Source organism: Streptomyces sp. NPDC007896 (assembly GCF_042959425.1).
Classification (GTDB): Bacteria; Actinomycetota; Actinomycetes; order Streptomycetales; family Streptomycetaceae; genus Streptomyces.
Map to the genome: position 1 here is coordinate 140,378 of NZ_JBIBKX010000011.1, position 16,076 is coordinate 156,453.

The 16,076-nt window shown below is 70.8% G+C and carries 11 protein-coding genes, 1 pseudogene and 1 riboswitch; of the genes and pseudogenes, 4 read left to right on the plus strand and 8 right to left on the minus strand.

Features of this window, described 5'->3' with window-relative positions; translation table 11 throughout:
* Positions 1 to 365: 365 nt before the first annotated feature.
* Positions 366 to 2,354, plus strand: a complete 1,989-nt coding sequence (gene recQ, locus ACFZDJ_RS32105; RefSeq protein ID WP_391064344.1) for a DNA helicase RecQ — start codon at positions 366 to 368, stop codon at positions 2,352 to 2,354.
* A 30-nt stretch (positions 2,355 to 2,384) separates the two neighbouring features.
* Here the strand turns inward: recQ and ACFZDJ_RS32110 are convergent, their stop codons facing one another.
* The 7 genes from ACFZDJ_RS32110 to fahA all read right to left on the minus strand — a co-directional run bounded on the left by ACFZDJ_RS32110 (position 2,385) and on the right by fahA (position 10,892).
* Positions 2,385 to 5,132, minus strand: a complete 2,748-nt coding sequence (locus tag ACFZDJ_RS32110; RefSeq protein ID WP_391064037.1) for a fumarate reductase/succinate dehydrogenase flavoprotein subunit — start codon at positions 5,130 to 5,132, stop codon at positions 2,385 to 2,387.
* Between the two features lie 11 nt (positions 5,133 to 5,143).
* Positions 5,144 to 5,950, minus strand: coding sequence for an ATP-binding cassette domain-containing protein (locus tag ACFZDJ_RS32115; RefSeq protein ID WP_391064040.1), 807 nt, complete (start codon positions 5,948 to 5,950; stop codon positions 5,144 to 5,146).
* Positions 5,934 to 6,791: an ABC transporter permease subunit gene (locus ACFZDJ_RS32120; RefSeq protein WP_391064042.1), complete on the minus strand. Its 858-nt coding sequence runs from the start codon at positions 6,789 to 6,791 to the stop codon at positions 5,934 to 5,936. The genes ACFZDJ_RS32115 and ACFZDJ_RS32120 overlap by 17 nt, the downstream gene beginning before the upstream one ends.
* The gene (locus ACFZDJ_RS32125) at positions 6,788 to 8,137 is read right to left on the minus strand and encodes an ABC transporter substrate-binding protein (protein WP_391064045.1); all 1,350 of its coding nucleotides are present in this window, start codon (positions 8,135 to 8,137) and stop codon (positions 6,788 to 6,790) included. Before ACFZDJ_RS32125 ends, ACFZDJ_RS32120 begins: the two co-directional genes overlap by 4 nt.
* A 15-nt stretch (positions 8,138 to 8,152) precedes the next feature.
* On the minus strand, positions 8,153 to 8,380 hold the full coding sequence (locus ACFZDJ_RS32130) for a ferredoxin family protein (RefSeq protein ID WP_010986276.1): 228 nt from the start codon (positions 8,378 to 8,380) through the stop codon (positions 8,153 to 8,155).
* A 129-nt stretch (positions 8,381 to 8,509) separates the two neighbouring features.
* Positions 8,510 to 9,289 carry a UTRA domain-containing protein gene (locus ACFZDJ_RS32135; RefSeq protein ID WP_391064048.1) on the minus strand — a complete coding sequence of 260 codons (780 nt, stop codon included), beginning with the start codon at positions 9,287 to 9,289 and terminating at the stop codon, positions 8,510 to 8,512.
* 379 nt (positions 9,290 to 9,668) lie between these two features.
* Complete coding sequence (gene fahA, locus ACFZDJ_RS32140; RefSeq protein WP_390934905.1) at positions 9,669 to 10,892, minus strand: fumarylacetoacetase; 1,224 nt, start codon at positions 10,890 to 10,892, stop codon at positions 9,669 to 9,671.
* 344 nt (positions 10,893 to 11,236) lie between these two features.
* On the opposite strand from fahA, the gene ACFZDJ_RS32145 reads away from it, so the two are divergent.
* The 3 genes and pseudogenes from ACFZDJ_RS32145 to ACFZDJ_RS32155 all read left to right on the plus strand — a co-directional run.
* Complete coding sequence (locus ACFZDJ_RS32145) at positions 11,237 to 12,508, plus strand: ATP-grasp domain-containing protein (RefSeq protein WP_391064050.1); 1,272 nt, start codon at positions 11,237 to 11,239, stop codon at positions 12,506 to 12,508.
* A 27-nt stretch (positions 12,509 to 12,535) separates the two neighbouring features.
* Positions 12,536 to 13,738, plus strand: coding sequence for an FAD-dependent oxidoreductase (locus tag ACFZDJ_RS32150; RefSeq protein WP_385370743.1), 1,203 nt, complete (start codon positions 12,536 to 12,538; stop codon positions 13,736 to 13,738).
* A gap of 303 nt (positions 13,739 to 14,041) precedes the next feature.
* Positions 14,042 to 14,845 (plus strand): annotated as a pseudogene (locus ACFZDJ_RS32155) (HAD family hydrolase); the annotation flags it as partial.
* A gap of 137 nt (positions 14,846 to 14,982) precedes the next feature.
* Here ACFZDJ_RS32155 and ACFZDJ_RS32160 read toward each other — a convergent pair.
* Entirely contained in the window at positions 14,983 to 15,693 is a 711-nt protein-coding gene (locus ACFZDJ_RS32160; RefSeq protein ID WP_390934908.1) for a transglycosylase SLT domain-containing protein, read from the minus strand.
* A 4-nt stretch (positions 15,694 to 15,697) separates the two neighbouring features.
* A riboswitch (cyclic di-AMP (ydaO/yuaA leader) is annotated at positions 15,698 to 15,859 on the minus strand.
* Positions 15,860 to 16,076: the final 217 nt, after the last annotated feature.

Here is a 16,076-nt window from a genome sequence, read left to right on the forward strand (position 1 = left end):
GTGAGGGAGCGGGGCCCGAGCTGTGATCAGCGCATCGCGAGCCCCGTCTGAGCCGCCTGGCCCGAACGGACCGGGCACTTGACCGTGGGATTCCCTAGAGGCGTGAGAGGCGTACGTGACTGTGCCGGCCCGTCGCGGCCCCCTCCCGCCCGAGCAGCATGTTCCCGGCTGGAGAGGCGTCGCCATGCGAGTGGGGCCAACGGATTGAACGCGCGCAGGGCGCGCCGTGCAGGGGAGTGAGACCGGCGGGACGCGAGTGCGTAGGGAAGCCGATCGGTCGCAGCCTGTGGATAACTCTCGGGCTGTCGGCGCGGACCCCTATCGTGGACGCAGTGGTCGAGGCGCGACGTACGGGGGACAGGACGATGGGCGGGACGGGTGTGATGACCGAAGCGGACGCGACGGGGACGCTGGGAGAGAGCGAGGCACTGGCCACGCTCCACCGGGTCTTCGGGTACGACGCCTTCCGCGGCGAGCAGGAAGCGATCATCGAGCACGTGGTGGCGGGCGGTGACGCTGTCGTCCTGATGCCGACGGGTGGCGGCAAGTCGCTCTGCTACCAGATTCCGGCCCTGGTCAGACCGGGTACGGGAGTCGTGGTCTCGCCCCTCATCGCGCTGATGCAGGATCAGGTGGACGCGCTGCGCGCGCTGGGCGTGCGCGCCGGGTTCATGAACTCCACGCAGGACTTCGACGAGCGGCGCGTGGTGGAGGCCGAGTTCCTGTCGGGGGAGCTCGACGTGCTCTACCTGGCCCCGGAGCGGCTGCGCCTGGAGACCACGCTGGACCTGCTGTCACGCGGGAAGATCTCCGTCTTCGCGATCGACGAGGCGCACTGCGTGGCCCAGTGGGGTCACGACTTCCGCCCCGACTATCTGGCGCTCTCACTGCTCGGCGAGCGCTGGCCGGACGTCCCGCGTATCGCGCTGACGGCCACGGCCACCCGCGCGACGCACAAGGAGATCACCCAGCGCCTGGCCATGCCGACCGCCCGCCACTTCGAGGCGAGCTTCGACCGTCCCAACATCCAGTACCGGATCGTCCCGAAGGCCGACCCCAAGAAGCAGCTGCTGTCCTTCCTGCGAGACGAGCACGCGGGTGACGCGGGCATCGTGTACTGCCTCTCGCGCAACTCGGTCGAGAAGACGGCCGAGTTCCTCTCCCGCAACGGCGTCGAGGCGGTGCCGTACCACGCGGGTCTGGACGCGGGCACCCGCGCCACCCACCAGTCGCGCTTCCTGCGCGAAGAGGGCCTGGTCGTGGTCGCCACCATCGCCTTCGGCATGGGTATCGACAAGCCGGACGTGCGGTTCGTCGCCCACCTCGACCTGCCCAAGTCGGTCGAGGGCTACTACCAGGAAACGGGACGCGCGGGCCGTGACGGACTGCCGTCCACCGCATGGATGGCGTACGGGCTTCAGGACGTCGTCCAGCAGCGCAAAATGATCCAGGGTTCCGAGGGCGACGAGGCGTTCCGCCGCCGGGCCGCCGCCCACCTGGACTCGATGCTGGCCCTGTGCGAGACGGTCCAGTGCCGGCGCTCCCAGCTCCTCGCCTACTTCGGCCAGGACCCGCACACCCCGGCATGTGGCAACTGCGACACGTGCCTCGCACCGCCGGAGACCTCGGACGGCACGGTCGTGGCACAGAAGCTGCTGTCCACGGTGGTACGGCTGCAGCGCGAGCGCGGGCAGAAGTTCGGCGCCGGCCAGATCATCGACATCCTGCTGGGGCGGCGCACCGCCAAGGTGATCCAGTTCGATCACGACCAGCTGTCCGTGTTCGGCATCGGTGAGGACCTCGCCGAGTCCGAATGGCGCGGCGTGGTGAGGCAGTTGCTGGCGCAGGGCCTGCTCGCGGTCGAGGGCGAGTACGGGACGCTGGTGCTGACCGAGGAGAGCGGGACGGTGCTGCGGCGCGAGCGCGAGGTGCCGCTCCGCAAGGAGCCGCCGAAGCCCACCGTCTCCCGCTCGTCCTCCTCGTCCTCGCGGGGCGATCGCAAGGCCAAGGCAGCCGCGGCCGACCTGCCCCAGGAGCTCGTCCCCGCCTTCGAGGCCCTGCGCTCCTGGCGCGCCGAACAGGCCAAGGAACAGGGCGTCCCGGCGTACGTCATCTTCCACGACGCCACGCTCCGGGAGATCGCCACGGTGTGGCCGACCTCGGTCGAAGGCCTCGGCGGCATCAGCGGGGTGGGCGAGAAGAAGCTGGCGACGTACGGAGAGGGCGTGGTCGCAGTGCTCGCCTCCCTGGGCGGCGGCGCCCCCGGAGCAGCACCGGCTCCCGCGGCCAGTGAGGCACCGGACCCGGACTGGCCCGAGATGGACGCGGAACCCGAGCCGGAGGACTGGATATAGGGCGCCCCGGCCCTCTGCCCGACGCTGTGGTCACAGGGCCCGTGACGCGTACGCCCTGACGTCCGCGTCGGAGTCCGCCGTGGCCGTGGCCAGGGCCACGCGGGCGCCCTCGTCGATCGAGGAGTGCCGTACGAGGGCCAGGACCGCCGCCTTGCGGACGTCGGCGTTCGGGTCTTCCAGAGCCCGGGCGAGCGCCGGGACGGCGACCCCGCCCTCCGCGGCGGACAGCGCGGTCGCGGCGCCGGAGCGCACCTGCCAGGCGGGGTCGGCCTGAGCGGCGACGGCACGCGCGGCCAGGGACGCGGGGCAGCCGGTGACGGCCAGCGTCGCGAAGGCCGCTGCCCGGGCCAGGGCGTCCGGGTCGGTGGTGAGCCGGTCGAGGGTGTCCTCGACGAGCTTTCCCGGGGTCACGTTGGCGAGGGCCTTGGCCACCGTGACGCGGACCTCGCGGGACGGGTCGGCCGCCGCCCGGCTCAGGGGCTCCGTGGCGTCGACGGAGACCAGGGCGCGCACGGCCTCGACGCGGACGGCGGTTTCGGGATCGGCGAGGGCGTTCGCGAACAGTTCCGCGTCGCCCAGGCGCAGCGCGCGCAGGACGTCCAGGGCGGCGGCGCGTACGACGGGATCGTCCTCGGTCAGGGCGGCGGCGAGGCCCTCGCGCAGGTCCGGCTCGGCCGGCAGGGTCTCCACCAGCTCGCGCAGCGAGGCCGCGGCGGTGGCCCGTACGTCGCCGTGCGGGTCCCGGAGTGCGGCGGCGAGGGCGGGACCGGTGCCGGGCGGCACGGTCTCGGTGAGGACGCCGACGGCCGAGCGTCGGACAGCGGGGGACGGGTCTTCCAAGTAGGGCAGCAGCGCGCTGAGTTCGGGCTCCTGTTCCGTGAGGGTGAGGAGTGCGAGGAGGCGGGGCGAGGTGCCGCCGCCGGTGTGGTCGAGTCCCCTGCCGTCGGGATCGGTGCCGGGGACCGTGACGGAAGGGGGCGCCGAGGCCACCGGCGCGGCGTCCCGTGCCCCCGCCGTGGCGACCGCCTCCGGGTGGACCTCGCCGAGGTGTCGGCAGGGGCCGCCCGTCGGGGCGAAGTCGGGAACCGGGACGAGATAGGGAGCCACGGGACGGGCCGTGAACTCCATGGAGCCGGAGGGGGACTTGTGCAGGTCGAGGTGGTGGAACCAGGAGTCGTCGTCGCGCGTGGGATGGTCCGTGCGGTCGTGGTACAGGCCCCAGCGGGACTCCGTGCGGGCCAGGGAGGCGCGGGCCGCCATCTCCGCGCAGTCGCGGATGAACGTGACTTCGGCGCACCGCATCAGCTCGTGCGGAGTACGGGCACCCATCTCCGCGATGTCCGTGCGGATCCGCTCGAACGCCTCCAGGGCGAGGGAGAGCCGGGCGCCGGACTTCGGCGGTGCCACGTAGTCGTTCACGAAGCGGCGGAGTTTGTACTCGACCTGGGACTGCGGGGGCCCGTCCGGGTGGTGCAGCGGGCGGTAGACCAGTTCGTGCGCGTCGCGCAGCTGATCCTGCGGCAACTTGCCCTCGTAGGGCTTGTACTGGGCGGCGTCCGCTCCCGCGAGGTCGCCGAAGACGAACGCGCCGATCATGTAGTTGTGGGGGACACAGGCCAGGTCCCCGGCGGCGTACAGGCGGGGCACGGTCGTACGGGCGTGGTCGTCGACCCGTACGCCCGAAGCGGAGTGGCCGCCGCACAGGCCGATCTCGGAGATGTGCATCTCGATGTCATGGGTGCGGTAGTCGTGGCCGCGACCGGCGTGGAAGGTACCGCGCGTGGGGCGTTCGGTGGTGTGCAGAATGGACTCGAGGGCGCTGATCGACTCCTCGGGGAGGTGGCTGAGCTTGAGGTACACCGGGCCCCGGTCCGAGGCGATCTCGGCGGCGAACTCGGCCATCATCTGGCCCGACCAGTAGTCGGAGTCGACGAAGCGTTCGCCGTGCCGGTTGACCTGGTAGCCGCCGAAGGGGTTGGCGACGTAGGCGCAGGCGGGACCGTTGTAGTCCTTGATCAGCGGGTTGATCTGGAAGCACTCGATGCCGGTGAGTTCGGCGCCGGCGTGGTAGGCCATGGAGTAGCCGTCACCGGCGTTGGTGGGGTTCTCGTATGTGCCGTAGAGGTAGCCGGAGGCGGGCAGACCGAGGCGGCCGCAGGCGCCGGTCGCGAGGATCACGGCCCCGGCGCGTACGGAGACGAACCGCCCCGTGCGGGTGTTGAAGCCCGCGGCACCCACCGCACGCCCCTCCGCCGTGAGGACCCGTACCGGCATCACCCGGTTCTCGATGCGGATGCGCTCGCGCATCTCGCGGCGCCGCAACTGCCGGTAGAGGACCTTCTTGACGTCCTTGCCCTCGGGCATCGGCAGCACGTAAGAGCCGGAGCGATGCACCTGGCGGACCGCGTACTCACCGTGCTCGTCCTTCTCGAACTTCACGCCGTACGACTCCAGGCGCCGCACCATCGCGAAGCCGCGGGTCGCGGTCTGGCGGACGGTGGTCTGGTCGACGATGCCGTCGTTGGCGCGGGTGATCTCGGCGACGTAGTCGTCGGGTTCGGCGCGGCCGGGGATGACCGCGTTGTTGACGCCGTCCATGCCCATGGCGAGCGCGCCGGAGTGGCGGACGTGGGCCTTCTCCAGGAGCAGGACGTCGGCCCCGTGCTCGGCGGCGGTGAGGGCCGCCATCGTGCCGGCCGTGCCGCCGCCGATGACGAGTACGTCGCAGGACAGCTCTTCGGCGTCCGCGAGCGCGGGGATCTCCACGAGGGTGTCCACGAGGGTGCCTTTCAGGTGCTGAGGGACGTGAGGATCTCGCCGCGCAGGGTGAGCCGCGCCGGGTCGTCGAGTGCGGATCGCTCACGCGGGCGCGGTACTTCACGTACGGAGAGAAGCCGGCCGGGGCTGCCGGGATCGCCGTCGTCGGCCGGGTGTCCGGAGCCGAGGAGCGCGACCCGGTCGCCCAGGAACAGCGCCTCGTCCACGTCGTGGGTGACGAAGACGACGGTCGCTCCGGTGCCGTGCAGTACTTCGACGAGGAGGTCCTGCATGCCGGCGCGGGTCTGGGCGTCGAGGGCGCCGAAGGGTTCGTCCATGAGGACGGCGCGGGGTGCTCCGGCGAGGGCGCGGGCGAGCTGGACGCGCTGGCGCTGGCCGCCGGAGACGCGGTGCGGCAACTGCCTTTCGCGGTCGGCGAGTTTGACGCGGGCGAGCCAGGCCGAGGCCTGCGCGTGCCGCTCGGTGCGGGACGAGCCCTTGATGGCCAGCGGGAGTTCCACGTTGGCGCGCAGGGTGCGCCAGGGAAGAAGGGCGTCCTCCTGGAAGACGAGCGCCCGGTCGCCACCGGGGCCCGCCAGGGGGCGACCGTCCTGGGCGACGGTTCCGGCGAGTGCGGGCAGCAGCCCGGCGAGGGTGCGCAGAAGGGTCGACTTGCCGCAGCCGGAGGGGCCTACGACGGTGAGGATCTCGCCGGGGGTGATGTCCAGGTCGACGCCTTCGAGGACGGGCGCGCCGGGGCGGCCGAGCGAGGCGCGTGTGAGGGACAGCCGGGTGCCGCGCGCGGCGACGGGCGTCCCGGTCTCAGACGAGGTGCTCATCGCGCACCCCCTCCTCGCGGACAGGCTCCGGGACGGACGAGACCGGGGCCAGGGCCTTGCGCGGGCGCGCCCCGGCGACGTACTCGGTGCGTGGCAGCCACCGGGTGAGCCACCGCCCCACGCGCTCGACGGCCGTGGAGGTGACCCAGCCCAGCACACCGATCGTGACCATGCCGACGAAGACACCGGGGTAGTCGACGACGGTGTAGTCCTGCCAGGTGCGGTAGCCGACGCCGTACTGGCCGGAGATCATCTCGGCGGAGATCACACAGATCCACGAGACGCCGATGCCGACCGAGAGACCGCCGAAGATCCCGGGGAGGGCGCCGGGCAGGACGACCGAGCCGAGGATCCGCCATCGGCCGCCGCCCATGGTGCGTACCGCCTCCTCCCACACGGGGGCCAGGGCACGAACCGCGTGCCGGGTGGAGACCAGGACCGGGAAGAAGGCGGCGGCGCACGTGATGAAGACGATGCCCTGTTCGTTGTCGGGGAAGAGGAGGATCGCCACCGGGACGAGCGCGATCGCGGGGATCGGCCTGACCACTTCCACCAGCGGGCCGAGCAGGTCCTCGGCGAGGCGCGAGCGGGCCACGAGCACGCCCGTGGTCACCCCTAGGACGGCCGCCAGCAGGAAGCCGGTGAGGATCCGGGTGAGGCTGTCGGTGAGGTCCGTCCAGTAGTCGTGGCCGCCGAGGCGGTCACCGAAGGCACGGGCCACGTCGGCGACGGTGGGGAACTGCGAGAAGCGCAGCCAGAGGTCGACGTTCAGGCTGGTCAGCAGCTGCCAGGTGGTCAGGGCCGCGGCGAGCGACGCGGCCCTGACGAGATACCGGGTCATGACGCCCGCTCCAGCGCGGAGGCGTACGAGATCGTGTGCGCGCCCTGGTGGCCGGCGATGTATGCCTGCGCGGTCGCCGCCGTGACGAAGGGGCGCAGGTCGCTGCCGTCGGCCACCCACACCGCCCGGTCGGCGAACCACAGAGTGCCGGTCGTGGCGTCGGGGACGTACGTGGCGCGGACGGTGTCGCGATGGGATGACACGTAGTGGAGAAGAGAGGAGGGGGAGGCGAAGGCACGGGTCGAGGAGGCGCCCTTGGGCCACACCTCGCTCGCGACCGGCGGAGGTGACGCGGCGAGCTGATCGGCGTACGTGGTCGGGCCGAGGGCGCGCCTGACGTACTGGTCGTCGACGAAGGCGTCCACGTCGACGTCTCCTACGAGCTTCGCCGACTTCAGGACGGAGACGTCCTTCTTCAGCGCGGAGATCAGCTGGGGCTTGAGGGCCGGGTCGAAGGTGGCGATGCCGTGAGCGCCGTTGTAGAGGTAGACGACCTCGGCGGGCAGGTCGGTCGCCTTCGCGACCTTCTGGGCGGCGGCCAGTGGGTGGTCGCGCAGGTAGGTCGTCGCCTCCGCCTGGGCCTTGAGGAAGGCCTCCAGGACGGCCGGGCGCTTCTTCGCGAAGTCCTCGCGGGCGGTGACGCCGTGGAAGGTCGGCAGATCGAGTGCGGCGCCGTCGTACAGGGCCTTCGCCTTGCCCTGGAAGGCGAGCAGGCCGGGCCAGGCGACGAACTGCGAGAGCGCGTCGGTGCTGCCCGCGGCGAGGGCCGAAGCGCCCACCGCGGGCTGCTGGTTGAGCTTCTGGATGCCCTTGTCCGGGTCGATTCCGGCGCGCTGCAGGGCTCGTACGAGGGTGCCGTCGGCCGCCGAACCGATGCTGGTCGACACCTTCTTGCCGCGCAGGTCGTCGAGGGTGGCGAGCTTCGAGTCCGGTGCCGTGACGATGGTGTTGAGGCCGCCTCGGAGGTTGTAGCCGGTGACGGAGACGAGGCGGGTGGGGCGGCCGAGCAGTTTGCCGCGGGCCGCGTTGATCAGCAGCGGGAAGTCGCCCATCGAACCGATGTCGATCTTACCGGCGGTCATCTGGGCGGTGATCGGGGCGCCGGTCGCGTAGTCCTGCCAGTTCACCTTGTACGTGGTGCCGTCCCTCAGGGAGTTCAACTCCTTCTCGAAGGAGCCGAGGGAACGAAGCAGGGTTCCCGCGGTGACGGTGTTGATGGTCTTGGACTGGTAGCCGACCGTGATGGTGACCGTGGAGCCGGCGCCGGTCGTCGCGCCGCTGCCGCAGGCAGTGAGAGGAAGGACGAGGGCGGCCGTGGCGAGGGCGGCGAATGCCTTGAGTTTCATGGGAGTTCGGTCCTCTCACCGGAGGAGGTAGGGCATGTTGACCGTGACGGCCCCGGTGGGGCAGCGGGCCGCGCAGGGGCCGCAGTACCAGCACTCGTCGACGTGCATGTACGCCTTGCCGTTGCTCTCGTCGATGGCGAGGGAGTCCAGCGGGCACATGTCCACGCAGAGCGTGCAGCCGTCGATGCACTTCGACTCGTCGATGGTCACGGGCACGTCGGCCCGCTGGGGCGCCAAGGGCATGGCTGTCTCCAGAAAAGTCGTGCGTGGGATGAACCGGAAGGGTCCTTCGAAACGATGAAGGGGTGGAGGGGCGCGGTGGCGAGGGGCGCGGTGAGGAAGGGGGTGACGGTGATGTGGTGAAGAGAGGCGTCAGAGCGTGCGGCGGAGCTGGCCGCTCATCGTGATGCGATCGCCGCGGAAGCGGATGAACTCCAGGTCCACGGGGCGGCCGTCGGCGAGGTGAGTGAGCCGCTCCAGCATGAGGACGGCCGTACCGCGGGGCGCTTGCAGGACGGCCGCCGAGTGTGCGTCGGAGTTGACCGCCTCCAGGGTGATCTCGGCGTGCCCCAGCGGCTGGCCTGCGATGGCTTCCAGGAGGCGGAAGACATCGGTGTTCTCCAGGTCGGCGCCGAGCAGGGCGGTGCCCAGGTCGAGCGGGATGTAGGTGAGGTCGAGGGAGAGGGGGAGTCCGTCGAGGCGGCGGAGTCGTTCGATGTAGAGGACGTCGGCGCCGGGGGCGATACGGAGGCGGTCGGCCACGGGGGTGGGCGCGGCCACGGGGCCGACCGTGCGGACCTCGTTGGTGACCTGGCCGTGTTCGCGCAGGGTCTCCGCGAGCCCCATCAGCCGGTCGAGTCCGTGCGGGTACTTCTGGGCGACGACGACGGTGCCGACGCCGGGAAGGCGTTCCACCAGGCCTTCCGCGCGGAGCAGGTCGAGGGCCTGGCGGACGGTGTTGCGCGAGGCGCGGTAGTCGGTGCCGAGGGCGGCTTCGTGCGGAAGGGCGCCGTCCGGGAAGCTGCCGGTCAGCACCTGGTGGCGGAGCAGGTCGGCGAGTTGCCTCGCCCGGTCCGCGCGCAGCCGGCGCCGGTGGGCGGCGACGGTGGTCGCGCCGGGGCCGGCGTGCTCTCGGATGCGTTCGGTGGGCATGCGACGGACCATACCGACGGCGTGCGGGTGGTGGTGTTGCTGGAGTATTGCGCCACCTGTCGATGGTGAGGGCCGGGGGTTGGCCTGCGGTTTTGGTCGGGAGGAGGGGAGATCTGCCACCCGTGGGGGCGCGGTGTGGGGCGGGGGTGTCTTGTGGGTGCGGGGGCGTGGGACAGGCGGGGTAGGGGTTTTCGCCCCCGCCGCCCCTACCCGTCCCATCCCAGGGGCGCCGCCCCCTCGACCTCGTTCGCTCCCCCGGGGACTCCCCTCCCTGGGGGACTACCGCAGGGTGGGGACTCGCCTCCCCCGGGGGACCACCGCGCGGCTTCGCCCCCGCATCCCGACGGGGCTTGCGCCCCCGGACCATCCCGGGCCGGAGTCAGGAAGGGTCGGGTGCCGGGGTGATGCGGCCCGTCACCTCGCCCAGCCCCACTCGCGTGCCACCGGGGCCCGGGGCCCAGGCCGTCAGGGTGACCTCGTCGCCGTCCTCCAGGAAGGCCCGCTTGCCGTCGGGGAGGTCGAGGGTGTCGCGGCCGTTCCAGGTGAGTTCCAGGAGGGAGCCGCGCTCGTGCTCGGAGGGGCCGCTGACCGTTCCCGAGCCGTACAGGTCGCCGGTGCGCAGGGAGGCTCCGTTGACCGTCATGTGGGCCAGTTGCTGGGCAGCCGTCCAGTACATGGTGGAGAAGGGGGGTTCGGAGACGACGTGGCCGTTGACGGCGACGGAGATACGGAGGTCGTAGCCGCCGGGCTCGTCCTCGGAGTCGTCCAGGTAGGGGAGGAGGGGGTGCGTGCGGGCCGGGGGCGCGACCCGTGCGTCGTCCAGCGCGTCGAGCGGCGTGATCCAGGCCGACACCGAGGTGGCGAAGGACTTGCCGAGGAAGGGGCCGAGAGGGACGTACTCCCAGGCCTGGATGTCGCGCGCCGACCAGTCGTTGAGGAGGCAGAGGCCGAAGACGTGGTCGCGGAAGGAGGAGAGAGGGACAGGCGTGCCCCTGGTCGAGGGTGCGCCGACCACGAAGCCGACCTCCGCCTCGATGTCGAGCCGGACGGAGGGGCCGAAGACGGGGGCGGTGTCGGAAGGGGCCTTGCGCTGGCCCGAGGGGCGGACCACCTCCGTGCCCGACACCACGACCGTGCCGGAGCGGCCGTGGTAACCGATCGGCAGGTGCTTCCAGTTGGGGGTGAGGGAGTCGGTGGCGTCGGGGCGGAAGATCTGGCCGACGTTCCGGGCGTGGTTCTCGGAGGCGTAGAAGTCGACGTAGTCCGCGACCTCGAAGGGGAGGTGCAGGGTCACCTCGGAGAGGGGGTGCAGGAGGGGCGCGATGGTCTCCCGGTGGGCCGGGACCGTCACCCAGGCGGTGAGTGCGCGGCGTACGTCGGACCAGGCCGTGCGGCCGGCGGCGAGCAGCGGGTTCAGGGTGGGCTGCGCGAGCAGTTCGGCGTACGGGGAGCCGAGTGCCCGGGCGGTCGCTCCCGCGTCGAGGACGTGGTCGCCGAGCCGGACGCCGACGCTCCGCTCGGACGCTCCGGCCCGGGAGAAGACGCCGTAGGGGAGGTTGTGCGGGCCGAAGGGATCGCCCTCGGGGACGTCGAAGGGGGGCATCGGGTGGTGCCTCGCTTTCGTGGTCGTGCGCGCTGTGTGATCCGTGTGATCTGTCTTGGCCGTGTGATCCGCGCGGTGCACGTGTGGGTGTTTCACGTGTTCCGGGTGGTCGCGGCACAGGTTACGGGGGAGTGACGTGCTGTGGCAGTGCCCAGAGAGTTGCCGTGAGTCGCCGTGAGTTGTCCTGAGTCGCAGCGGCGGTACCCGAAGAGTTGCCTCGACAGTGCCTAAAGAGTTCGCAATGTCCGAATAGGCCTTGTCGGACGCGGTAGTTCCGGCTTAGCGTCCTTTGGGGACACGGACGGGGTGGGTCCGGTCCGTAGGGGGGACACGTGGGGGGACCCGTGGCCAGGAGCGTCAGCGGAGTACCGGTCGACGCCGACCGGAACGTTCCGGGCCTGATCGTGAAGTTTGGTGACTATCCGCTGCACCACGGCGGTGTGGGCGCCATCCGAAGTCTGGGCCGCCTCGGCATACCGATGTATGCGATCACCGAGGACCGTTACACGCCTGCCGCGGCCTCGCGCTATCTGCGCCGTGCCTTCGTCTGGCCGACGACGGGGACGGAGGAGCCGGAGCGTCTCGTCGAGGGGCTGCTGCGGATCGGGGCCCGCATCGGGCGGCCGACGGTGCTCGTCCCGACGGACGAGGAGGCGGCCGTCCTGATCGCCGAGCACCAGGAGGAGCTGGGGGAGCGGTTCCTCTTCCCTCGGGTGGACGCCAAACTGCCCCGGCGCCTCGCCAGCAAGCAGGGCCTACACGAACTCTGTGTGGAACACGGCATCCCCAGTCCGGCGGCGGCCTTTCCGCAGTCGTACGAGGAGATCGTGGCGTTCGCCGAGAGTGCCCGGTTTCCGATCGTGGCCAAGAACCGCGAGGCGTTCGTACGCCGCAGCCGGCCGGCCGTGAACGGGACGACGAGGATCGCGACCCGGGAGGGGCTTCTGTCACTCGCTCGGGACTGGGGTGATCAGCCTGGCGTGATCCTCCAGGAGTACCTGCCCAGGGAGGAGGCGGAGGACTGGATCGTGCACGCGTACTTCGACGCGGACTCGACGCCGCTCGCGATGTTCACGGGCGTGAAGGTCCGCTCCTGGCCGCCGCACGCGGGAATGACGGCGAACGCGTATGTCGTCGACAATCCGGAACTCGCGGACCTCGCCGCGCGTTTCATCAAACAGATCGGCTTCAGCGGCGTCATCGACCTCGACCTGCGCTTCGACCGGCGCGACGGGCAGTACAAACTCCTCGACTTCAACCCCCGGATGGGCGCGCAGTTCCGGCTCTTCGAGAACGAGTCGGGGATCGACGTCGTCCGTGCCATGCATCTCGACCTGACCGGGCGCACCGTTCCCGAAGGTGAACAGCGGGCCGGTCACCGGTACATCGTGGAGAACATCGACCTGCCGGCCCTGCTCGCCTACCGGCGCAGCGGCTACACGACCCCGCACGCGCCGGCTCGCGCGAGCGGTACGGAGCTGGCCTGGCTCGCGGGTGACGACCTGCGGCCGTTCTTCACGATGCTCGCGCGCCTCGTGCGGCCGGGCGCGAGGCATCTGTATCAGCTGTGGCGGACCAACCGCCGCGGCAACAGCACCAGTACGACCACGAAGTGACGAAAGTACGTCCTGGGGAGGGACTTCGTGATTCATCCGGTAGCAGTCATCGGTGCCGGCCCGTTCGGCCTGTCCACCGCCGCCCATCTGCGGGCGCGCGGTATCCCGGTGCGCGTGTTCGGCGAGCCCATGGTGAGCTGGCGTGACCACATGCCCGAGGGGATGCTTCTCAAGTCGACTCCGGTCGCGTCCAGCCTCGACGCCCCGCAGCCCGGCCACACGATCGCCGACTACTGCGACGCGGCGGGGATCCGTCGGCTCGTCACGGACGAGGACATCATTCCGGTCGAGACGTTCATCGCGTACGGCGAGTGGTTCCAGCAGAAGCTGGTGCCCGAGCTGGAGCGGGTGCGGGTCGTGTCCGTCGACCGCCGGGGCGGCGAGGGCTTCGAACTCAAGCTGGACTCGGGGGAGTCGTTCACGGCGCGGGCGGTCGTCGTGGCCACGGGACTGTACGGACTCGCCCATCTGCCGCCCGAACTCGGCGGCGCGGCGGCGGACGGACCCACACCCACCGGCCCCGTCTCACACAGCTCCCAGCACCACGACCTCACCCGGTTCTCCGGCAAGGAGCTGATCGTCGTCGGCGCGGGCCAGTCCGCGCTGGAGACGGCGGCGCTCGCGGCGGAGGCGGGCGCGCAGGTGCGGGTGGTGTCCCGGGGACGGGGCAGGGTCGCCTTCGGCGCGCCGCCCTGGAAGCAGCCGAAGCTGCGCCCCGAGTCGCCCTTCGGACGTGCCTGGTCCCTGTGGGCGCTCAGCTACTACCCGCACCCCTACCGCTATCTGCCCGCCGAGACCCGGCACTACCTGGTCCGCCGAGTCCTCGGCCCGCTCGGCGCGTGGTGGCTGCGCGACCGCTTCGAGGGCAAGGTCGAGGTCAGCGAGGTCTCCGGGATCGTTCGCGCCGACGTCTCGGACGGGCGTCCGGTCCTCTCCGTGCGGACCCTGGGCGGCCGGACCGAGGAGGTTTCCGCCGACCATGTCATCGCGGCGACCGGCTATCGCGTCGACATCGCCGCGATGGACTTCCTGGGACACGAGTTGCGTACGGCGCTCGAGGTGAGCCGCGGCACTCCCAAGCTCGGTGCGGGGTACCGCTCCTCGGTGCCCGGGCTGTACTTCACGGGGTTGCCGGCGGCGGCTTCCTACGGGCCGGTGATGCGGTTCGTGTGCGGTACGGAGTTCGCTTCGCCGCGGCTGGCCAAGCACTTGGCGGGCGCGCACGGGTGAGGTGGCCGGGGTCCGTACGGTCGAGGGGGCGGCGGCTTGTGAGCCACGCCCCCGGGCTGGGCCCAACCAGCCTCGCCGGAGCTCGTGTTGGGCTCAGGCAGCCACAGTCACCGCAGCCGCGTCATCCTCTGGAGTGACATTCCGCTCGGAGTGTTTTCGTACCGCCCGCTTCGGTGGGCAGGGCAGAAGTGCACTCTGTACGCCCGGTACGCCCCGTACGGTGAACGGCGTTGCTGACGGGATACCGGACGTCGTCCGGTTCACGCCGGGCCGATGAGTCGTTCGATCCGTATTCTTCGGATCATGGCCGCTCCGACTGCATATTCACTTATCGCCACTGACCTGGACGGAACGCTGCTCCGCGGCGACGACACCCTCTCCGACCGGTCCCGGGCCGTGTTGGCGAGGGTGGCCGAGGCGGGTGCCCGGCACCTGGTCGTGACGGGGCGCCCGGCGCCGAGAGTTCGACCGCTGCTCGACGAACTCGGCGGCGCGGGGCTGGCGGTGTGCGGGCAGGGGGCGCAGTTGTACGACGCGGCGGCGGACCGCCTGCTGTGGTCGGTGACCCTGGACAGAGAACTCGCGGAGACCGCGCTCGGCAAGATCGAGGCGGAGGTCGGGCTGCTCTACGCCGCGGTGGACCAGGACGGCGTGGACGGGCTGACGCTCATCGAGCCGGGGTACGTGATGCCGCATCCGACGCTTCCGGCGGTACGGGTACACCGCCGCGACGACCTGTGGACGGAGCCGATCAGCAAGGTGCTGCTCCGTCACCCGTCGCTGTCCGACGACGAGTTGGCATCGGCGGCCCGGGGTGTGGTGGGCTCGCTGGCCACCGTCACCATGTCGGGGCCAGGGACCGTCGAACTCCAGCCATGCGGCGTGACCAAGGCGACCGGTCTGGCGCTCGCCGCCGCCCACCTCGGTCTCACTCCCGCCGCCACCATCGCCTTCGGTGACATGCCCAACGACATCCCCATGTTCGACTGGGCCGCCCGGGGGGTCGCCATGGCCAACGCCCATCCGGAGCTGAAGGCGGTGGCCGACGAGGTGACGCTGTCGAACGAGGACGACGGGATCGCGGTGGTACTGGAGCGGTTGTTCCCGAGCCGGACGGATCGGTCCCGGGAATCCGGAGAGCCCCGTGGGCCCCTGCAGCCGTCCGAGTCTCCTCGACCCCATCAGCCCCATCAACTCCGGCAGTCGTACCAGCCCTACCGGCCCAACCAACCCCACCAGTCCTATCAGTAGGGGCCGTTGACGTTGTCGATCGAGCCGTACTTCGCCGCCGCGTAGTTGCAGGCCGCCGTGATGTTCGCGACCGGGTCGTAGGGGTTCATCGACGTGCCGGGCACGTGGTAGGCCTTGAACGTCGGGTCGATGACCTGGAGGAGCCCCTTGGAGGGGATACCGGCCTTGGCGTTGGAGTCCCAGTTGTTGATGGCCAGGGGGTTCCCGGAGGACTCGCGCATGACGTTGCGGTGGATGCCGTTGTAGGTGCCGGGGATCTTGGCGCGGGCCATGATGTCCAGCGAGTGCTTGATCCATCCGTCGAGGTTGTTCGCGTACGTCTTCGCGGAGGCCTTGGTGGCGGTGGGCGCCGGGGTCGCCTTGGTGGGGGTTTGGACCCTTTTGGTGCCCACGGTCAGGGTGAGGCCCGGGCGGAGCGTCGACGGGTCGGGGCCTATGACCGCGCGGTTGGCGACGTACAGCTTCGCCGCGCCACCGCTCGTGGGGTACTTCTGCGCGATCTTGGGCAGGGTGTCGCCCGCGACCACCTTGTACGTGATGAGCTGGACGTCGGTGGTGGTGGCGGCGGTGGGGGTGGCGGCCTGTGCGCAGGTCGCGCCCACGATCGGAAGGGCGAGCGTGACTCCGCCCAGTCCCGCGGCGAGGATGCCCCGAGTGAGGATGCTGTGGGTCTTGAAGCTGCGGCGTTTGCCTCGTGCGGACATGGCGAATTCCTCTCCGGTGCCTGCGAGGTGAGCTGTCGGGTTCGGGCGGGAGCTGCCCGGCCGCACGGTGTGTGCGACTTCACCCCTAGCCGTTCCGGTGTCCGGATCGGCGGCTTACCTGGGTCCCCCGCTCCTGCCGTGCGTGTGTGGGTGGCTGGGATATTCCGGTCGGCGGCAGGATTGGGCGGTCCGTCCGGATCGACGTGAACGTATGCGAGAGCACATGTCCGGAACAAGCCCTCATTTCCCGGTGTAGATCGCTTTCACCTGCGAAATAGGGGGGAGAAAATGCCCGATTAATCCGGAACGTGACACTCAACTTGCCTTATGCAAAGGGGGAGTCGTCAAGAGGGGATAAAGAGCCCGCCCCGCATGGGCGTGAC